This window comes from Streptomyces acidiscabies (assembly GCF_020010905.1).
GTDB lineage: Bacteria > Actinomycetota > Actinomycetes > Streptomycetales > Streptomycetaceae > Streptomyces > Streptomyces acidiscabies.
Map to the genome: position 1 here is coordinate 2,535,145 of NZ_JAGJBY010000001.1, position 19,093 is coordinate 2,554,237.

Sequence of the window (19,093 nt, forward strand, 5' to 3'; positions counted from 1 at the left end):
AGACGTTGACGTCGCGGCAAGGTCAAGGGCTGCCATCGGGCGCTCCTTCCGGGACGCCGTCCGGTGTCCCGAACCAGCGCTCCAGCGCCGCCTCCAGCGGCTCCCCGCCCGCCCCGGCCGGCTCCGTGTCCGCCGCCCACGCCGTGAATCCGTCCGGCCGGACCAGCAGCGCCGCGAGGCCGGGGCGGTCCGCGCAGGTGGCCGTCAGGATGGTGAGCCGGTCGCCGTAGTCCTCCGCGCGGGCGCGGAGTTTCGGGTCGTCGGCGAGGTCGAGGAGGAGGCCGCGCGCGGTGTGCAGGTGGTCGGCGAGGCGGGTGCTGTCGGACAGCTCCAGGTCGGGGGCGCTGGCGCCGACCAAGGGGTGGTCGCCGGGGAGGGCGTAGCGCTGCCAGACGCCGGAGATCTTCTTGACCAGGTAGGTCGTGCCGTCCACGGTCCGGGTGAGGTCGGTGAACACCTCGCGCAGCGCCCGCGCGTGGGACTCCGGACGCATCAGGGCGATCTGCGCGCGCGTCCAGTCCAGGACCCAGGCCCCGATCGGGTGCCGTTCCGCCGTGTACGAGTCGAGGAGGGTCGGCGGGGCCCAGCCGCGCACGACCGCCGCGAGCTTCCAGCCGAGGTTGACCGCGTCCCCGATGCCGAGGTTCAGGCCCTGGCCGCCGAAGGGGGAGTGGACGTGCGCCGCGTCGCCCGCGAGGAGGACCCGGCCCTTGCGGTAGTCGCTCGCCTGGCGGCAGTTGTCGGTGAACCGGGTCGCCGTGCGCACCTTCTCCACGGTCACCTCGACCCCCGTCACCCGGCGCACGCCGGCCTGGAGTTCGGCGGCCGTGACCGGTGTCGTGCGGTCGGCGGGTGGGCCGTCGAACTCGACCGTGAGGATGCGGCCGGGCAGCGGGCCGTGCGCGTATGTGCCCGTCGCGGTCGTGTTCCAGCCGGTGGCCAGCGCCTCCGTGCCCGTCATGTCGGCGACCGCCTGATAGCCGGTGATCTCCGGGGGCGTACCGGGGAAATCGAACCCGGCGAGCTTGCGGACCGTGCTGCGCCCGCCGTCACAGCCGACGAGCCAGCCGGCGCGGACGGTACGGGTGTCACCAGTGCTGATGCTGGCATCCGTGTCCGCGTGGGGCTCGGTCAGCCGTACCGACACCCCGCCGCCGTCCGCGCCGCCCTCCTCGAATCCCGTCAGCTCCACCCCTCTGCGCACCTCGACCCCCAGTTCCCGCGCCCGCGCGGCCAGGACCCGCTCCAGCTCGGCCTGCGGGATCAGCCCGATCTCCTCCGCGCGGCCGGTGTCCGCCCAGGCCGGGTCGTCCGGGTCGAGGAAGGCGGCGTCGAGGGGGATGCCCGCGAAGTGGCCGGCGAAGCGGGGCGGTGGGACGAGGTCCTCGCCGCGCTCCTCGCTGAAGCGCTGGAAGCCGGCCATCGCGCGCTCCTGTATCCCGGCGAGCGTGGGATGGAAGCCGCGCCGGTAGAGGGCCACGGCGGAGGGGGAGTTGACCGACATCGCCTTGATCGTCTCGTCCACCTCCTCCCGTCGCTCCGCCACCAGCACCTTCGCGCCTCCGAGCCGCAGCTCGCAGGCCAGCATCAGGCCGGTCGGACCGGCTCCGGCGATCACCACGTCGAAATCTGCCATGGAAATACTGTAGCCACTAAAAGTTTGTTTCCGCTATAGTTTTCTGCATGGAATCCACGGAGCCGGCCGGAGCCGGGCGGACGAGGCTGGAGCAGGCGGTCGAACTGTCCCTGCGTGAACGCAAGAAGCGGGCGACGCGGCTGCGGATCTCCGACGTGGCGACGGCCCTGTTCGAGGCGCGGGGCTTCGACGAGGTGACGGTCGCGGAGGTGGCCCGGGAGGCCGAGGTCTCGACGATGACCGTCTTCAACTACTTCCCGCGCAAGGAGGACCTCTTCCTCGACCGCATCCCCGACGTGGTCGAGACCGTCACCGCCACCGTCCGTCACCGTCCCCCGGACCAGACCCCCCTGACAGCCCTGCGCGACCTGGCGATCACGCTCCTGGAGGAGCGCCACCCCTTCTCCGCGCTGGACGACGACCTGCCCGCCTTCTGGCGGATCGTCATCGGCTCACCGGCCCTGCGCGCCCGCGCACGCGAGGGCGTCGAGGAAGTGGAATCGGCCCTGGCCACGGCTCTCGCCGAGACCGCCCCCGAGTACCCCGCCCCGGACCTGGCCGCCGCTCTCACCGTCGCCGCGTACCGCTCGGTGTACGTCACCTCCGCGCGGCGCCTCCTGGCGGGTGAACCGGCGTCCGCCGTGGCCGGCGACCACCGCGCGCGCCTGACCCGCGCGTTCACCGCACTGGAGGCCGCCTTGGCTGTCTGACGTGCCTGCTGGAATACGGGAACGCGGCGGAGGAGTTCGCCGGAGCGGAACGCAGTGAACGGGGGAGCGGTAGATGGGTGAGCAAGCCTTGTGGACGAGAGCGCGGCTCGGGAAGGGCGGGGCGCCGGTCGACCTGCTGAGCGCGCGGTTCGAGAAACACGTCTACGCGCCGCACGCGCACGCGGAGTTCACCGTCGGGGTGTGCGTCGGCGGCTCGGAGGTGATCGCCTACCGGGGCGGACACGTCCGTACCGGGCCCGGGACGATCGTCGTACTGGCCCCCGGCGAGACGCACACCGGGGGACCGGGAAACGCCACCGACGGGTACGCCTACCGGGCCGTCTACGCCGAACCGGGCCTCCTCGGGGAGGGCACGCTCGGCGGCGTACCGCACTTCCGCGAACCGCTGATCCACGACCCGGAGCTGGCCGAGACCCTGCGCCGCACGCACGTCTCGCTCAGCGCGCACCCGGACCCGCTGGAGGCGGAGTCCACCGTCCCCTGGCTGCTCACGGCCCTGGCCCGCCGCCACTCCACCGCCCGCCCGACGGACGACCGCCTCCCCGGAGCCACGGCGCTCGCCCGCGCGGTACGCGACCGGCTCGCCGACGAACTCCTCGAACCACCGGCCCTGTCCACGCTCGCCGCCGACCTGGGGCTGTCCCGGTACCAGCTGCTGCGGGCCTTCCGTACGACGATGGGGCTGCCGCCCTACGCCTGGCTCGCCCAGCACCGGGTGCACCGCGCGCGGGGGCTGCTGGACGCCGGACTGCGCCCCGCCGAGGCCGCCGCCCTCGTCGGCTTCGCGGACCAGGCGCACCTCACACGCTGGTTCCGGCGCGTCCTCGGCGTCACCCCGGCGGCGTACCGCAACAGCGTTCAAGACGACCGGCGGGGGAGGGGGTGAGACTCGGGTCATGACTGCACGTGGCTGGTTCCTGTTCTCCCTGATGGGAGTGGTCTGGGGCATCCCCTATCTGATGATCAAGGTGGCGGTGGAGGACCTCTCCCCGTCCATGGTGGTGTTCACGCGCTGCGCCCTCGGCGCGGCCCTGCTGCTCCCCTTCGCGATCCGCCAGGGCGGCCTCCCGCGCGCGGTGCGCGCGCACTGGCTGCCGATGCTGGCGTTCGCGGTCATCGAGATCGTCGGCCCCTGGATCACCCTCACCGACGCCGAGCGCCACCTCTCCAGCTCGACGGCGGGCCTGCTGATCGCGGGCGTCCCGATCGTCGGCGTCGTCCTCGCGCGGTTCTTCGGCGACACGGAGCGGCTCGGCGCGCGGCGGATCGCGGGCCTGGCGCTGGGCCTCGTGGGCGTGGGCGTGCTGACCGTCCCGCACCTGACCGGCGGGGACGCGCGCTCGCTCGCCGAGGTGCTGGTGACGGTCGTCGGCTACGCGACCGCGCCCCTGATAGCCGCCCGCCACCTCAAGGACGTCCCCTCCCTCCACCTCACCGCCGCCTGCCTCGCCTTCGCCGCCCTCGTCTACGCGCCCTTCGCGGCGGCGACCTGGCCCTCCGAGATGCCCTCGGCGACCGTCCTCGCCTCCCTCGCGGGGCTCGGCGTGATCTGCACCGCGATCGCCTTCGTCGCGTTCCTGGAGCTGATCAAGGAGATCGGCCCGACGCGCTCGACGGTCATCACGTACGTCAATCCGGCGGTCGCCGTCGCCGCCGGGGCGCTCTTCCTGGACGAGAAGCTCACCCTCGGCATCGGCGCGGCCTTCGCGCTCATCCTCGCGGGCTCCGTGCTGGCCACGGCCGCCGGACCGAAGCGCGCCGCACGGCCGGTAACATGGTCGACACGGCAGACGAGCCGGGCGGACGGCCGCGTGGTCCCTCTTGGGGGCCCCGAGGAACGTCCGGGCTCCACAGGGCAGGGTGATGGCTAACGGCCACCCGGGGTGACCCGCGGGACAGTGCCACAGAAAACAGACCGCCCGGCGCTTCGGCGCCGGGTAAGGGTGAAACGGTGGTGTAAGAGACCACCAGTGCCCAGGGTGACCTGGGCAGCTAGGTAAACCCCACCCGGAGCAAGGTCAAAAGGAGCGCGGTGAAACGCGCTCTGCGCGGACGTTCGAGGGCTGCCCGCCCGAGTTCGCGGGTAGACCGCACGAGGCTGACGGCAACGTCGGCCCTAGATGGATGGCCGTCGCCCCGGGGCCCGCGAGGACCCCGAGGAAACAGAACCCGGCGTACGGCCCGGCTCGTCTGCTGGCAGGGCTCTGAACTGGCGTTATAGCCAGATCGGGGCCTGCGATGTGGTCCGCCTTCCTGTTGGGGATCGGGGTGTCGCTTGCGGCGAACGTCTCGGCGGAGATGTTGCGCAAGGAGTTGCGGGTGGGGGCGGGGCGCCGTGGCGAGTGATTCCCGTAAACGGCTGGACCACCGTATGAAGATCCCTGGTGGGGTGGGAATGGCGCTGGTTCACGGAACACCCGTCACCGCGCGATGACAGGGGCACGGTGTTCTCCTGAAGGCGCTCGAAGTGGGTCGGGGTGAGTGTCAGGTCGCTGACCTGGAGTGGGTGACAAGGGCCGAATCCGTGCCGGACGACGAATACGTCACGTCCAGGTCTTGCGGTGCGAACGTTCCCGACGACTACGGTCGCTTCTCCGTGCCCTGCCTCGCACACATGCAGCGTGGCCTGTGGGGAGAAGCCCCCCGGCTACGTGCTCGACATCCTGGAGGGTCCGAATCTCTCCGGCGTGGGTCATCGTCCGCATTGGCGGGGCAGTTCCCTGAGGTTTGAGGCGTGCCGCTTCGGTCGCATCAGTAGGGTGGCAGCGCCGTGGGCGCGGGGAGGGGGCTGCCGGTGACGAGGGTCGAAGCGGCGGTCGAGTATGTGTGCGCGTGGTTGGTGCGCAGGCCGGTGGGAGCGGACGGGGGGAGCGGCGGGCCGGGGGGCCAGTTGCACGATCTGATCGGCCGTCGGCTCGGTGGGGACCCTGCGCTGGAGCGGGCTCGGGTGGAAGTGGAGAACGGGCGGGGAGCGATAGCGGAGCACACTCGGCGGAGACTGGTGGCCTCTGTGGAGGATGCCGTCAAGGCGGACGGGCGGTTTGCGGTGGAGCTGGGGCGGCTCGTGGAGCAGGTGCGGGCTGCGGGCGCCGGGGCGGATGCGGTGGCAGGGGATCATGTCGACTTCCGGTCCGGCGCGTTCGACGGTGGTCCGGTGCTGGGCAAGGGCACCCAGAACATCTACGTCGGGTCGTCGCGGAGGCTGGGCGGGTTGCCGCATCAGGTGGGGGTGATTCCGTCACGGGCGGGCTGTTTCCAGGACCGGGCTGAGGCTGTCCGGCTGGCGGCGGCGCTGGTCGGGGGCGGGACCACGGTCGTCGGCTCGGCGGACGGGGTCATGACGGGCGGGGTGCTGGCGGGAATGGGCGGGGTCGGCAAGACCCAGCTGGCCGCCGACTACGCCCGCACCGCCTGGCAGGCGGGAGGACTGGACGTGCTGGTGTGGATCACCGCTGCCAGTGCCGCCGAGACCGTGTCCGGGTATGCGCAGGCCGGTGTCGAACTCCTGGGCGTTGAGCCCGAGCATGCGGCGCAGGCGTTCCTGGCCCGGCTGGAGCCCGGCCCGCAGCAGCGGCAGCCGTGGCGGTGGCTGGTGGTGCTGGACGACGTCGGTGATCCCGCCGACCTGACCGGGCTGTGGCCCCCGTCCAGCCCCCACGGGCGGACCCTGGTCACCACCCGCCGCAAGGACGCCGCCCTCACCCACGACGGCCGGCGTCTCATCGAGGTCGGACTGTTCACCGAGGACGAGTCCATCGCCTACCTCACCACCGCCCTGGCTGCCCGCGACCGCACCGAACCCGCAGAGCACCTCGCCACCCTGGCCGGTGACCTCGGCCACCTGCCGCTGGCCCTGTCCCAGGCCGCCGCCTACCTCATCGACACCGGCATCGATTGCACCGCTTACCGCGCCCTGCTCGCCGACCGCACCATCGCACTCGCCGACACCAGCCCCGACACCCTCCCCGACGGCCAGACCCACACCACCGCCGCTGCCTGGGAGATCTCCCTCGACCGCGCCGACACCCTCCGGCCCGCCGGCCTCGCCCGGCCCTTGCTTCAGCTCGCCGCGTTCCTCGACCCCAACGGCATCCCCGACACCGTCCTCACCAGCCGACCGGCACTCGATCTCCTCACCGCAGCTACGGACCGAAACTCCGGCCGAGTCACCGCCGCCGAAGCCCGGCTCGCGCTCCGCGCGCTGTACCGGCTCAGCCTCATCGACCACGCCCCCTCCACTCCGCACCAGGCCGTCCGCGTCCACCAGCTCATCCAGCGCACCGTCCGCGACACCCTCACCCCCGACCAGCACAACCACATCGCCCTCACCGCGGCCGACGCCCTCCTCGACGTCTGGCCCGACATTGAGACCGACACCACACTCGCGCAGGCTCTGCGCGCCAACACCACCACCCTGACCACCCACGCCGAACCCGCCCTTCTGTCCCCCCGGCTACATGGCGTGCTGTTCCGAGCCGGCAACAGCCTCGGGGAGGCGGGCCAGGTCACCGCTGCCCGCGACTACTTCCACCACCTCACCCGCACCACGACTTCCCGGCACGGCCTCGACCACCCCGACACCCTCACCACCCGGCACAACCTCGCCCGCTGGCGGGGGATGGCGGGGGACGTGTCAAGCGCCGCCACCGCGCTTGCCGAGCTGCTGGATGACTTCCTGCGGGTGCTGGGCCCTGACCACCCCGACACTCTCACCACCCGGCACAGCCTCGCCTCCTGGCGGGGGGAGGCGGGGGATGCGGCAGGAGCCGCCACTGCAAACGCCGGACTGTTGGATGACTTCCTGCGGGTGCTGGGCCCTGACCACCCCGACACTCTCGCCACCCGGCACAGCCTCGCCCGCTGGCGGGGGGAGGCGGGGGATGCGGCAGGAGCCGCCACCGCCTTCGCCGAGCTGCTGGACGACTTCCTGCGGGTGCTGGGCCCCGACCACCCCCACACCCTCACCACCCGAAACAACCTCGCCCACTGGCAGGAAGCGGCAGAAGCGATACGTCGTACGGGCGCGGGAAGTTCTTGATTCGGGTGGGTCATCAGCTTCCGATCACGATCCAGTCGACGGCGGGTGCTGGTGGTGTTGGTCCGGGTCAGCCAGACGGTCAGGCCGGTGGCGGTCACGTTGGTGACGGCTGTTCCGGGGGCGTTCGTAGAGGCGGTGGCTAGAGCCCGGAAGGTGGTGCCCTTCAGGTTCAGGCCGGTGACGGTGACCGAGGTGAGGTGTTCGCTGGGGTGGGAGTGACGGTGACACGGTCCGTGGCGATGTTCCCGGCCTTGAAGGTGCCGTCGACGGTGAACCCGCTGGAGGTGAACCGGGCGGAGCCCGCCGCCGAGCTGGACGGGGCGTCGCGGACGTACAGCGCCTGGAATGCCTCTGGAGCACCCGCTCGTATCCGGGCGTGCCTCGAATATCTCGTCACATCCAGCCCTTGTCCGCAGCCCCTCACCCGTCACAGTGATGCGCGACACAGCCTGGCCGGGGCCGTGATCGCCCGGCTGGTCTGTCGACGGCCCCTGAACCATCCCCGGGTCACCGTGATCCGGATCCCGGGATCCGTGGTGTCGCGGACGGCCCGGTCCACGGTGAGGCAGAAGCCGGCGTGGTGGGAGCGGCAGTACCTCCTGCGCGCCGTGCGGAAGCGGTGGCGTACCGCGTCGGCGGCCGTTTCCACGCGGTGCGCTTGTTCGTCTGCGGGGTCGAGGAGGAGCTGGCGGGGACAAGCCCGTCCGCGCGCAGGACGAGGGCACGGACCCGGGCCCGTTGAGGGCGAGGCGGTCGTGGAGGGGCAGGGTGCTGGTGTGGGCGGAAGGAAGTTCCCGGCGGGACCGGCGGCGGCCTCTCCGCCTTCTCCTACGCCCTCCTGCTGGCGCTGGCCGGGTTCACGGGCTCCCTGATCGCCACCAGCCTCGTCGACGCCCAGCCCGCTCTACCGCATGGAAAGCCACTCGGGCCGCAGCCGCCGGGGAATCATGACGGGTGTCGCGGTGCTCGTCAGCGGTGTCTATCCGGGGATCGCGGACTGGATCGGCATGCCGCTGGACCACCCGTGGGAGCTGTTGCTGTTCAGCGCGCTGAGCATCACGGCCGTCGCAGTGGTCGCCCTCTCTTCATCGTGCTGTCGATCCCCAGCTCCGGGGGACGACACCGCCGGAAGCCATGCCCCCTTCGTCCGCTTCCTCAGCCACCTGGGACTCGTGCCTACGACCTCAAGGGGCTGACCCGGAAGTACCGCGCCCCTGCCGTCGCCGCGCAGTGACGGACGGACTGGTCAGGCGTCGTCGCGAAGGTGGGCGAGCCCGCTGAGAAGGAGTTCGAGTCCGAAGGAGAACTCGTCCTCGATCGGAACGGGCATCGACCCGGCGACGGCGGCCGTCGCCGGGAACAGGGCCGGATCGACGTTCTGGAAGACGGCGGACAGTTGTGCGTCGTCGTGACCGTTGACCTGGATGGCGAAGCCGAGGACGTAGCGGGAGAGGGTGGCGAAGGCGTGCGCGGCCGTTCGCGGCGGGAAGCCGCTGTCGAGCAGCGCCGCGACACAGTGCTCCCGCAGCGCCATGGCGTTCGGCCCCAGGGGAATCTCCTCGACCATGAGGCGCGCCGCGTTCCGGTGCCGTGCCAGGGCCTCGAACATGGTGTGCGCGACCGTCCGCAGCGCTTGCTGCCAGCCCATCGCGCGGAGTTCGTCGCCCTTCAGTTCCACGGCGCCGAACATGCGGTCCACGACATGGGCGACCAGCGCCGCCCGGTTGTCGAAATGCCGGTACAGGGTCGCCGTGCCCGAACCCAGGTGCTGGGCCAGCGTCCGCATCGAGAGGGCGTCGGCCCCTTCGTCGTCCACGATCTGCAGTGCGGTGGAGATGATGCGTTCCAGCGGCACGGGCGGACGCCCCGGACGCCGAGCCGCTTGCGCAGGACCAGCTGCTGCCACTGAACGTCCACCTCCTCGGCCAGCACCATAACAACAGCACCGTATCCAGTATGAAGATCGCCGGTGAGGAGGGGCATGGGGCTGCTAAGAGCCTGCGGACCGGATGCCGATGCCACGCAGCAGCCGTTCCCCGGACTCCCGCAGCCGGTCCTTGACCTCGTCGAGGCCGGACGCCAGCAGCACGTGATCGCGTTTGCGCCAGGTGCCCGCGACCATCACCGCTTCGATGTTGGCGATGTCGGCGTGCAGGGCCGTGGCGACCGGATCGTGCGCCGGCCACAGGTTGAGCGCCCGGGCGTCGACGGCGACCAGATCGGCCTGCATGCCCGCCTCGATCCGGCCCACCTTGTCCGCCAGACCCAGCGCCTTCGCCCCTTCGACCGTGGCCCAGGCGAGCGCCTGTCTGCTGGTGATACCGACGTACGTACCGGTCGTCCGCCGGTGCTGGGCGTGGTCCAGGCCGCGCTGGTGGGCGAGGGCGATCCGGGCGGCGGTGAGGACCGTACCGGGTACGGCGGTGTCGATGTCGGTGCCCAGCGAGGGCGCCGCGCCCAGGCTCAGCAGGGGTCCGGTGACGGGTGTGCCGTGACCCTGGCCCAGTTCGTTCTCCGGGGTGGTGGTGAAGGTGACGCCCGCAGAGACCAGCGTCTTCAGCCACTCCTCAGGCAGGTCCACTCCGTGCACGACGTTGGTCAGGGGGCTGAACAGCCCGGCGTTGCGCACGGCTTCCCAGCCGGGTGAGGGTTCGCCGCCGCTCTGGTGCATCGAGACGACGAGGCCGCGTTCCGCGCCGGCCCGGAAGTCGGCCACCGCGGTCTCGGCGGAGGAGTACTGCGGCCCTTGGAGGGCCATGCCCAGGGTGAGGAGGGCGCGGCCCTGGACGGGGCCGTCGAGCAGCCGGTCGATCTCGGCGAGCGGGTGGGGCGTGTCCGGCGAGCGGTAGGGCGTGCCGTGCAGGAAGACGGCGCGGATGCCGGCCTGGACCAGACCCTCTACGGCCGCGTCGGCGTGGTCGGGGGAGAGGGCGTTGTGACACCAGTCGCCCACCGTGGTCGTACCGCAGTTGAGCTGGTTCAGGGCGCCGGCGAGATTGCCGATGTGCAGGTCGGCCGGGGTGTAGTGGCCGGCGCACTTGCCGTGCAGGTGGGTGAGGTACTCCATCAGCGTCCAGTCGGCGCCCGCGGAGCGCAGCGCGGTCTGCCAGGTGTGCAGATGGGCGTTGACCAGGCCGGGGATGATGACGCGGCCGGAGAAGTCGACGACCTCGGCGTCGGGCGCCTCGATGTTTTCGCCGACGACGGCGATGGTCTCGCCGTCGACGAGGACATCGACCCGCTCGGCGTCCGGCCGGTTCGGCGTCATCGTGACGACCCGCGCCCCGCGCAGCAGTATGCGGCTCATTCAGCGGCCCCCGAGCTCTGCCGGTACATGGTGCGGCTCCTTGCCTCGGGCGTCATTGCCCGCACGGCGGCTTGTGTGGTGGTGAGGAAATCCGACGTGGCGATGTGCCCGATGTAGCCGTCGGGACGGATCAGCAGCAGCGTGTCGCCGGTCAGGCCGTAGGCACTGCGCAGTGTGTTCTCGGGGTCCGAGAAGTCCGCGGACGGCCCGACGGCGATCCGCTTCAGCCGGGCGCCCGTCGGCGGCCAGTCGAGGCGTTCGAGGTCCCGGGCGGCGCCGGGGCCGTAGGCGATGGCGGTGAAGTGCGGTCCCTGGAAGAGGCTGAACAGGCGGGTCTCGGCGCCATTGGTGCCGAGCAGTCGGGCGTCCGGGGCGCGGTCGCCCACGTGCAGCGTGCCGGTGCTGTCACCGTCGGCGGGGGCGAGCGGGCCGCCGTAATACGTCAGGGCGAGCTGCTGCTCGTCCTTGCCGCGCTTCATGCTGGAGGGGTCGAGCTTGGCGAGGCCGCCCCATTTCTCCGTGGACAGTCCCAGGACCCCGGCGGCGATCGGCTGCCGCTCGGCCTCGTAGGTGTCCAGCAGGGCCGGGTCGGCTCCGGCGAGGACCTGGCCGAGCTTCCAGCCGAGGTTGTAGCCGTCCTGCATACCGGTGTTCAGGCCCTGGGCACCGGCCGGGGTGTGGACGTGCGCGGCGTCGCCGACGAGGAAGACCCGGCCACGGCCGTACTGCCGCGCGAGACGGATGTTCGGCCGGAACACGGACGTCCAGTGGATCTCGTGCAGCTGGATGTGCCGGTTGCGGGTGTGGGAGTGGATGCGGTCGACGATGGCGCCGATCTCCTGGGGCGGCTTCTCGTCGGGCGTGAGCCGGATCATCCACTGGAACATGTCGCTGCCGGGGAGCGGACAGGCGCCGATGAGCTTGCCGCCGAGGCCGGGCCACATGTGCCACCGGTTGCGGGCCAGGCCGCTGACGGAGGCGTCCACGATCAGTACGCGGTCGGCGTCGTCCGTCGTCCCGGCGAACCCGATGTCGAGCTGCTTGCGTACCGCGCTGGAGCCGCCGTCGGCGCCCACGGCGTAGCGGGCGACGATCTCCTCACCCGCCACTGTGGCGGTCACCGTGTCCTCGTCCTGCGTCAGCCCGGTCAGTTCCCTGCCGAACTCGACCTCGCGGCCGAGCTCACCGAGCCGGGCGTGCAGGGCGCGGTCCGTGCGGAACTGCGGGATCAGCCAGGTGTTCGGGTACGGGACGTCCGGGGTCGCCTCTTTGCGGGGGAACATCTTCCACGGCACCCCGATGGGTCCCGCGTGGATCCCGAGCTTGGGATAGACGTCGCCGCCGGCCAGCACGTCGTCGAGAGCGCCGAGGTCTTCGAGGACTTCGAGGCTGCGGGGCTGGATGCCCTTGGCGCGCGAGCCGTCGAAGGCGTGGGGGGACCTGTCGACGATCCGGACGTCGAGTCCACGGCGTACGAGGTCGATGGCCAGGGCGGAGCCCGAGGGGCCGGCGCCGATGACGAGTACGTCGATGGCTTGCGGGTCGTTCATGGGTCGAGCCTTCCAGCGCGTGCGGACACGAACGGGACGAGCTGATCGGCGACGTCACGAGGCCGTTCGAAGGGGGCCATATGCCCGCATTGATCGATTACATGATGTTTCTGGGGCTTCAGCAGTGCGCGTGCCGTGTCGAAGTGCTCCAGCGGCGTGACGTCGTCCTCGTCGCCCCACAGCAGCAGCGTCGGAATGCCCAGGGCCCCCGTCCGCCGGAAGAGGTCGTCCCGGCCGGTGACGGGCAGGTGCTGCAAGGTGTCGAAGACCGCGTACAGCGAGCCCTCGAAGCGGAACGCGTCGAGGACCATCTCGGTCAGCTTCGCGCCGAGCCCGGGGTCCCGGACGTTGTGCCCGAGGTGCCCCTGGAGCAGCCGGAGGCCGCGACGGCGGGCGATCGCTCTGGCCAGCAGATCGCTGCGCAGCAGCCGGTCGGGGGAGGTCGGCCGCGGTTTCGCGAGACCGGCGGGGCCGACGATGGTGAGCGTGGACACCGATGAGCGGTACCGGTCGGCGTACACCATGCTGACCAGCGCGCCCATGGAGGTGCCGACCAGGTGCAGGGGCCGCGCCGTCAGGCCGAGCCGGTCCGTCAGCTCGGCCAGCTGCCGCGCGAACAGCGTCTCGTCGTACCGCGCCGGTACCCGGTCGGAGTAGCCGCGGCCGTAGGCGCTACAGGTCAGCGTGCGCAGCCCGTGGGCGTGCAGCTCGCCGACGAGGCCGTCCCAGTAGGACAGCGGGATGGTCAGGCCGCCCGCCATCAGGACCACGTCCCCGTCCTCGGGCCCCGTCAGCTCGTAGTGGGTGACGCCGTCGGACAGCTCGACGAAGCTGCCGCGCAGTGTCCTGCGCGAGTCGGTGGTGAGCGTGCGGTCCTCGCCCGGGGCGACGAAGTACTTCATCGGGTGGGCCTGTCGGCGCGGGAGCCGAGGAACGTCGTGATCGCGTCCGCGACCCACTGCGGTTCCTCCTCCGGCAGCAGATGTCCGCCGTGGGGGTGGACGAGCTCCTGGGTGCCGGGGATGTCGCGGCTGAAGTGCTGGCCGTCGATGCGCGCGCTGCGCAGCACCAGCGTGGGGACCGCGATGCGGGGGAGCTGCGCGCTGCGGTCCGGCTGGTCGGTGTTGCAGAAGTCGACGAAGGCCGAGCGGTTGCCGGGGCGGCTCATGAGCTGATGGGCGCGGTCCACCATGGCGTCGTCCACGATCTTCGAATGTGGCCCGACGGCCTCGCGCAGGTTGCGTTCGAGTGCCCCGCGCGGCATCACCCGCCTCAGCAGGGGCCGCACCAGGGGGTTGCGGGTGAGGCGCATGCCCGCCGGCACTGTCTTCTCCGGGTAGCCGGTGGCATTGACCAGCACCAGGCCGGTCAGCCGCTCCGGGTGGTCCAGTGCGACGTTCCAGGCGATGTCGCCGCCCAGGGAATTGCCGGCCAGCGCGTAGCGCGGCACGCCCAGCGCCTCGGCGAAGCCCGCCACCGTCGCGGCGTATGCCGGGACGCGGTAGTCGCGGTCCTTGCGCGGGCCCGTCAGTCCGAACGCCGGCAGGTCGGGACGGATGACGTCGAACGAGTCCGACAGCAGATCCGTCGCGCGGTCGAAGTGCTGGAGCGACGAGGCGCTGCCGTGCAGCAGTACGAGTGCCGGGCCGTGCCCGGCGCGCTTGTAGTGGATCCGCAGGCCGTCCACCTCGACGAACCGGGAATCGGGCTGGGGCTCGGACCAGGTATTCATAATGGATACAGTGTTGCCGATATGGTGGTCGTGTCAAGAGACGGTCCCCGCGTCGACCCGCTCCCGTGCGTGCGTCGAGCGCGGCTCACCATCCTGAACCTTGCCGATTTCGCCGATCGTCAGGGGACGAGCGATGAAAGTTCTGTACCGCGTTCTGCGCAGGTTCTCGGTCGGGCTGGGGCGGTCGATGGTGGGGGTGGGCTCCCTGTACCTCGCCCTGCCGGAGGTGCGGGACATGCTCTCCGGGGCGGCCGAGGCGCCGCCGCGCCGCGAGCAGGGCTGAAGCCGGCCGGGGAGTCGTCAGGCTCCCCGGCCGGCTTCGCGTGGCCGCCGGGTCAGAGGTCCAGGCTGACGTCGTACTCCGTCATCCACGCGTCCAGCCACAGCGCCATCTCCAGGCTCCCCCGGTCGTACGGCTGACTCACCTCGCCCATCGGGCGCTCCACGAGGCTGCGTACGCGCGTCACGTCGAGGAGTGGCAGCACCGGCGAGTCGGGGTCGGCGACGACCTGTGCGAGCTGGGTCCGCAGCGCACGCTCGTAGGCGGGGTCCTGGGTGGCGGGGTACGGGCTCTTCAGCCGTCCGGTCACGGACGCCGGCAGCAGATCGGAGGCCGCGGCGCGCAGCAGGCTCTTCTCCCTGCCGTCGAACGACTTCATGGCCCACGGGGTGTTGAAGACGTACTCGACCAGGCGGTGATCGCAGAACGGCACCCTGACCTCCAGGCCCACCGCCATGCTCATCCGGTCCTTGCGGTCGAGCAGCGTGCCCACGAAGCGGGTGAGGTTGAGGTAGCTGACCTTGCGCATCAGCCGGTCGTCGGCGGACTCGCCCGGCAGCACGGGCAGCTCCGCGACCGCGTCGTGGTAGCTGTCCTGGCGGTGACCGGCGATGTCGAGCTTGTCCAGGAAGCCCCGGTCCAGCAGCCCGAGTCCGCCGAAGTACCGCGCCGACCCCGAGGTCAGCCAGGGAAAGGTGTCGGCGTGCAGCGCCCCGGGATTGCGGAACCACCGGTATCCGCCGAACAGTTCGTCGGCCGCCTCGCCCGAGAGCGCGACGGTGGAGTGCCGCTTGACGGCCTGGAACAGCAGGTAGAGCGAGGGCCACATGTCGCCCCAGAAGGCCGGCGGCTGGTCGACCGCCCGCAGCACGGCGGCCCGCAGCACCGGGTCCATCAGCTCGTCGCTGTCCAGGACCACCTCGGTGTGCTCGGACCCCACATGCCGCACCACCTCCTGGACGAACGGCGCGTCGCGCATACCGCGCACGGCGTCCGGCAGGAAACGCTCGCCGGCCTGGGCGAAGTCCACCGAGAAGGAGCGCAGGGGCGACGCGGTACGGGCGGCCAGCGCGGTCACCGTGGAGGAGTCGAGACCGCCCGAGAGCAGCACGCACAGGGGGACGTCCGACACCATCTGCCGGTCGACGATGTCCTCCAGCAGCCCGCGCACCGTGGCGACGGTCGTGTCCAGGTCGTCCGGGTGCTCGCGGGCCTCCAGCTTCCAGTAGGTCCGCTTGGCCAGGCCGCCCCGGCCGACCCGCACCAGCTGGCCGGGCCGGACCTCGTGCATGCCGGAGAAGACGGCCGCCTCGGGGGTCTTGACCATGTCGAGGATCTCGCAGAGGCCGTCCCGTCCGACCCTGCGGGACGCCTGGGGGTGGGCCAGGATCGCCTTGGGCTCGGAGCCGAAGAGCACGCCGTGTTCCGTGGGCGTGTAGAAGAGCGGCTTGACCCCCATGCGGTCGCGCACGAGCAGCAGTTCCTCGGTCCTGACGTCCCAGACGGCGAAGGCGAACATGCCGTTGAGCCGTTCGGCGAGCCCCTCGTGCCACTGGAGGTAGGCCCGCAGGACCACTTCGGTGTCGCTCGCGGTCCGGAACCGGTGGCCCAGCGCCTGCAACTCCGTACGCAGCTCACGGTAGTTGTAGACCTCGCCGCAGAAGGTCAGGCACGCGACCACCTCCCCGTCGTCGCCCGTCGCCGTCATGGGCTGAACGCCTCCGGCGACGTCGATCACGGCCAGTCTGCGATGACCGAGAGCGACGTGCCGGTCGTGCCACAGCCCTTCCGCGTCGGGGCCGCGGCACGACATCGTCCGGGTCATGGCCCGTGCCGCGCCCGGTTCCGTGGAGAGGTCCCGTTCGAAGTCGATCCATCCTGCTATGCCACACATCGCGGCTGATTCTCCTGTCGGTTGCCGGGCTGCCGGAGATGCGGTCAGACGCGCTCGGCGAGTCCGACGTTGATCAGGTCCGTCAGGTGCCGTGGCGTCTTGGCGTCGGTGACCACCTCGTCCGAGAGCTGGACCGAGTAGTCGCGCTCGATGCGGCTCACGGTGTTGAACAGGGCGAGCGAGTCATAGCCGAGGTCCTCGAAGGTCGTGTCGAGGATGTCCCCCTCCAGGTCGACGGACTCGTCCTCCCCGGCGCACTCCCGCAGCAGCCGCACCAAATCCTGCACAGTGAATTCGGCCATCTTCGTCATTTCCTCTCAAGGTCTTTGGATCACGCGGTTTTACGGACGATCAGGGCGGAGTTGAATCCGCCCTGGCCCCGGGCGAGTATCAGCGCGGTGGTCATTTCCTTTTCGCGCGGCGTATCGCGCACCAGGTCGATGAGGCCCTCGTACGCGGGGTGCTCCACGTGCACGGCGGGGGGCACGACGCCGTCGCGCAGGGACAGCAGCGCCGTCGCGATGTCCAGTGAGGCGCCCCCGGCGAGCAGCCGGCCCGTCGTCGTCTTGGGCACGGCGACCGGGACGGCACGGGGGCCGAAGACGGCGGCGATCGTCTCGGCCTCGATCCGGTCGAGTTCCGGGACACCGCTCGCGTCGGCGAACACGACCCCGACCTCGGCCGGCGTCAACTGAGCGTCTTCCAGGGCCAGTTCAATGGCGCGCCGCAGTCCCGGCGGGCGGCCGGACCCCGGCCGCGGATCGAAGGTCGCGGCGTACCCGACCACCTCGCCGTAGCTCCGCTCCGCTCCGCGGTCACGTGCGTCGGCGGCCCGCTCCATGACGAGCAGGGCGCCGCCCTCGCCCACGACGGACCCGGTGGCGCCGTGGTCGAAGGGGACGAAGGCGCGGCGCGGATCGTCGCAGGAGCTGATCCGCCCCGAGCGCAGCAGGCACAGCCAGCTCCAGGGCGAGAGCGAGCCGTCGACCCCTCCCGTGAGCATGAGCGAGGTGCCGGACCGCAGATGGCGCCGGGCCTTGGCCACCGCGTCGAGACCGCCCGCCTGTTCGGCCACGATCGCGCTGCCCGGCCCGCGCAGCCCGTGCCGGATCGAGATCTGCCCGGTGTTCACCGGGTAGAACCAGGCGAACGACTGGTACGCGCTGACGTACTGGCTGCCCTTGCTCCACAGCGCCTCGAGTTCCTTCTGGCCGAACTCGAAGCCGCCGCCGGAGGCCGCGGTCACCGCTCCGCAGGCGAACGGCGGCAGCTCCCGGGGGACCGCACCCGCGTCCGTGAACGCCTCCTGCGCGGCGATCAGCGCGAGGCGGGTCATCCGGTCCGTCTGCGGCAGCAGCCTCCCGGGCAGATGCCCGGCCGGGTCGTACTCCGGCATCTCGCCGGCGATCCCGGCGGAGTAGCCGGACGTGTCGAAGCGGGAGATCCTGCGGATGCCGCTCTCGCCGCGCAGCACCGAGGACCAGTAGTCCTCGGTGTTGAACCCGTTGGGTGCCACGACGCCGATCCCCGTGATCACCGTACGGACGGCCGCCTTGGTCGCGGTGGTCACGCCACCCTCCGCTCCGGTTTGTTCAGCATGACGGCGCTCTGGAAGCCGCCGAAACCGCTCGCCACGCTGAGCACCGTGTCGACCCGGCTCTCGCGTGCGACCAGCGGCACGTAGTCCAGATCGCACTCCGGGTCCGGCTCGTGGAGGTTGGCCGTCGGAGGGATCACCGAGTGCTCGACGGCCAGCGCGCAGGCCGCCACCTCCAGGGCGCAGATGGCGCCGAGGGAGTGCCCGATCATCGACTTGATGGAGCTGATCGGCGTGCGGTACGCGTGCTCGCCCAGGCTGCGCTTGAAAGCGGCGGTCTCGTGCCGGTCGTTCTGCTTGGTCGAGGAACCGTGCGCGTTGACGTAGTCGAGGTCGGCCGGGGTGAAGCGCGACTCGTCCAGGGCGGCGGTGATGGCGTCCGCCATCTCCAGCCCGTCGTCCCGCAGCCCGGTCATGGAGTACGCGTTGCAGCGCGAGGCGTGGCCGGAGATCTCCGCGTAGATGTGCGCGTCGCGGCGCCGGGCGTGACCCAGCTCCTCCAGGACGAAGAACGCCGAACCCTCGCCGAGCACGAAGCCGTTGCGGGTGCGGTCGAAGGGGCGGGAGGCGGTCTCCGGGCTGTCGTTGCGCGCCGACGTGGCCTTGATGGCGTCGAAGCAGGCCACCGTGATCGGGGAGATCGCCGCGTCCGACGCGCCGGCGATCATGACGTCGGCCGCCCCGTCGCGGATCAGGTCGACGGCGTGGCCCACCACGTCGATGCCGGAGGTGCAGCCGGTGGAGACCACGCCCACGGGCCCTTCCGCCTCCGCGGTCCACGCCAGCTCCGCCGCCATGGAGGACGGCACGAAGTAGTCGTAGAGATAGGGCGATCCATGCGATTCATCGACCAGCCATGCTTTTCCCTGATCGCTGACGATCGCGTATTCGCTGTCCAGGCTCACCGTGCTGCCACAGGCTGTGCCCACCATGACTCCGGTGCGCCAGGAATCGGACTGGCCGATGATTCCGCTGTCCTCCAGCGCCTCTTTACCCGCCACCACGGCGAATTGCGTCGTGCGGTCCCATTGCCGGATCTGCCGATGGCTGAGGCCCGCGGAAACCGGATCGAAATCACATTCCGCGGCCACGCGCGATCTGAAGGGCGAGGCATCGAAATGCGAGATGGTGCGGGTGGCCGTCCGGCCTGCCGTGAGCAGATCCCAGTACTGCTTCTTTCCGATTCCGCCGGGTGCCACCACACCGATTCCGGTGATGACGACCCGGCGTTCCTCGTTCAACCCCGTCACAGTGTCTCCCTCTGCTGGCTCCGGAATGACGATGGGGCGCGGCGTTCGAGCGTAGTTAGAGCCATCGTCCAGCCGAAG

At 71.1% G+C, this 19,093-nt stretch carries 15 protein-coding genes, 1 other RNA gene and 1 pseudogene; 7 read left to right on the forward strand and 10 right to left on the reverse strand.

Going from position 1 to position 19,093, the window contains the following annotated elements:
- Positions 1 to 22: 22 nt before the first annotated feature.
- Positions 23 to 1,636, reverse strand: coding sequence for an FAD-dependent monooxygenase (locus J8M50_RS11885; RefSeq protein ID WP_040835757.1), 1,614 nt, complete (start codon positions 1,634 to 1,636; stop codon positions 23 to 25).
- A 47-nt stretch (positions 1,637 to 1,683) separates the two neighbouring features.
- On the opposite strand from J8M50_RS11885, the gene J8M50_RS11890 reads away from it, so the two are divergent.
- The 6 genes and pseudogenes from J8M50_RS11890 (at position 1,684) to J8M50_RS11915 (ending at position 8,601) form a co-directional block, all read left to right on the forward strand.
- Entirely contained in the window at positions 1,684 to 2,346 is a 663-nt protein-coding gene (locus J8M50_RS11890; protein WP_010351905.1) for a TetR/AcrR family transcriptional regulator, read from the forward strand.
- A 73-nt stretch (positions 2,347 to 2,419) separates the two neighbouring features.
- On the forward strand, positions 2,420 to 3,253 hold the full coding sequence (locus tag J8M50_RS11895; protein ID WP_010351904.1) for a helix-turn-helix domain-containing protein: 834 nt from the start codon (positions 2,420 to 2,422) through the stop codon (positions 3,251 to 3,253).
- 73 nt (positions 3,254 to 3,326) lie between these two features.
- Positions 3,327 to 4,043: pseudogene (locus J8M50_RS50060) on the forward strand (DMT family transporter); the annotation flags it as partial.
- Between the two features lie 115 nt (positions 4,044 to 4,158).
- Positions 4,159 to 4,560, forward strand: an RNA gene (rnpB, locus tag J8M50_RS11905) — RNase P RNA component class A.
- Positions 4,561 to 5,161: 601 nt separating this feature from the next.
- Positions 5,162 to 7,405, forward strand: coding sequence for a tetratricopeptide repeat protein (locus J8M50_RS11910; protein ID WP_223786199.1), 2,244 nt, complete (start codon positions 5,162 to 5,164; stop codon positions 7,403 to 7,405).
- A gap of 947 nt (positions 7,406 to 8,352) precedes the next feature.
- Complete coding sequence (locus tag J8M50_RS11915) at positions 8,353 to 8,601, forward strand: hypothetical protein (protein WP_010359681.1); 249 nt, start codon at positions 8,353 to 8,355, stop codon at positions 8,599 to 8,601.
- Positions 8,602 to 8,651: 50 nt separating this feature from the next.
- Here J8M50_RS11915 and J8M50_RS11920 read toward each other — a convergent pair whose 3' ends face one another.
- The 5 genes from J8M50_RS11920 to J8M50_RS11940 form a co-directional block, all read right to left on the reverse strand.
- Positions 8,652 to 9,260 carry a TetR/AcrR family transcriptional regulator C-terminal domain-containing protein gene (locus tag J8M50_RS11920; protein WP_010359679.1) on the reverse strand — a complete coding sequence of 203 codons (609 nt, stop codon included), beginning with the start codon at positions 9,258 to 9,260 and terminating at the stop codon, positions 8,652 to 8,654.
- 135 nt (positions 9,261 to 9,395) lie between these two features.
- Positions 9,396 to 10,712 carry an amidohydrolase family protein gene (locus J8M50_RS11925; protein WP_010359677.1) on the reverse strand — a complete coding sequence of 439 codons (1,317 nt, stop codon included), beginning with the start codon at positions 10,710 to 10,712 and terminating at the stop codon, positions 9,396 to 9,398.
- Positions 10,709 to 12,262: an FAD-dependent oxidoreductase gene (locus J8M50_RS11930; protein ID WP_010359675.1), complete on the reverse strand. Its 1,554-nt coding sequence runs from the start codon at positions 12,260 to 12,262 to the stop codon at positions 10,709 to 10,711. The genes J8M50_RS11925 and J8M50_RS11930 overlap by 4 nt, the downstream gene beginning before the upstream one ends.
- Entirely contained in the window at positions 12,259 to 13,164 is a 906-nt protein-coding gene (locus tag J8M50_RS11935) for an alpha/beta fold hydrolase (RefSeq protein WP_010359674.1), read from the reverse strand. The genes J8M50_RS11930 and J8M50_RS11935 overlap by 4 nt, the downstream gene beginning before the upstream one ends.
- Entirely contained in the window at positions 13,161 to 13,994 is an 834-nt protein-coding gene (locus tag J8M50_RS11940; protein ID WP_010359673.1) for an alpha/beta fold hydrolase, read from the reverse strand. Before J8M50_RS11940 ends, J8M50_RS11935 begins: the two co-directional genes overlap by 4 nt.
- Positions 13,995 to 14,127: 133 nt before the next feature.
- Between J8M50_RS11940 and J8M50_RS11945 the strand changes: the two genes are divergently transcribed.
- On the forward strand, positions 14,128 to 14,277 hold the full coding sequence (locus tag J8M50_RS11945; protein ID WP_158002838.1) for a hypothetical protein: 150 nt from the start codon (positions 14,128 to 14,130) through the stop codon (positions 14,275 to 14,277).
- A gap of 52 nt (positions 14,278 to 14,329) precedes the next feature.
- Here the strand turns inward: J8M50_RS11945 and asnB are convergent, their stop codons facing one another.
- Genes asnB through J8M50_RS11965 form a run of 4 tightly spaced genes read right to left on the reverse strand, consistent with a single transcriptional unit; the run spans position 14,330 to position 19,006 of the window.
- Positions 14,330 to 16,168, reverse strand: a complete 1,839-nt coding sequence (gene asnB / locus J8M50_RS11950) for an asparagine synthase (glutamine-hydrolyzing) (protein WP_010359672.1) — start codon at positions 16,166 to 16,168, stop codon at positions 14,330 to 14,332.
- 44 nt (positions 16,169 to 16,212) lie between these two features.
- Entirely contained in the window at positions 16,213 to 16,470 is a 258-nt protein-coding gene (locus J8M50_RS11955; protein WP_040838434.1) for an acyl carrier protein, read from the reverse strand.
- Positions 16,471 to 16,499: 29 nt separating this feature from the next.
- Positions 16,500 to 17,738, reverse strand: coding sequence for a ketosynthase chain-length factor (locus J8M50_RS11960; protein ID WP_010359670.1), 1,239 nt, complete (start codon positions 17,736 to 17,738; stop codon positions 16,500 to 16,502).
- Positions 17,735 to 19,006 carry a beta-ketoacyl-[acyl-carrier-protein] synthase family protein gene (locus J8M50_RS11965; protein ID WP_010359669.1) on the reverse strand — a complete coding sequence of 424 codons (1,272 nt, stop codon included), beginning with the start codon at positions 19,004 to 19,006 and terminating at the stop codon, positions 17,735 to 17,737. Before J8M50_RS11965 ends, J8M50_RS11960 begins: the two co-directional genes overlap by 4 nt.
- Between the last annotated feature and the right edge of the window lie 87 nt (positions 19,007 to 19,093).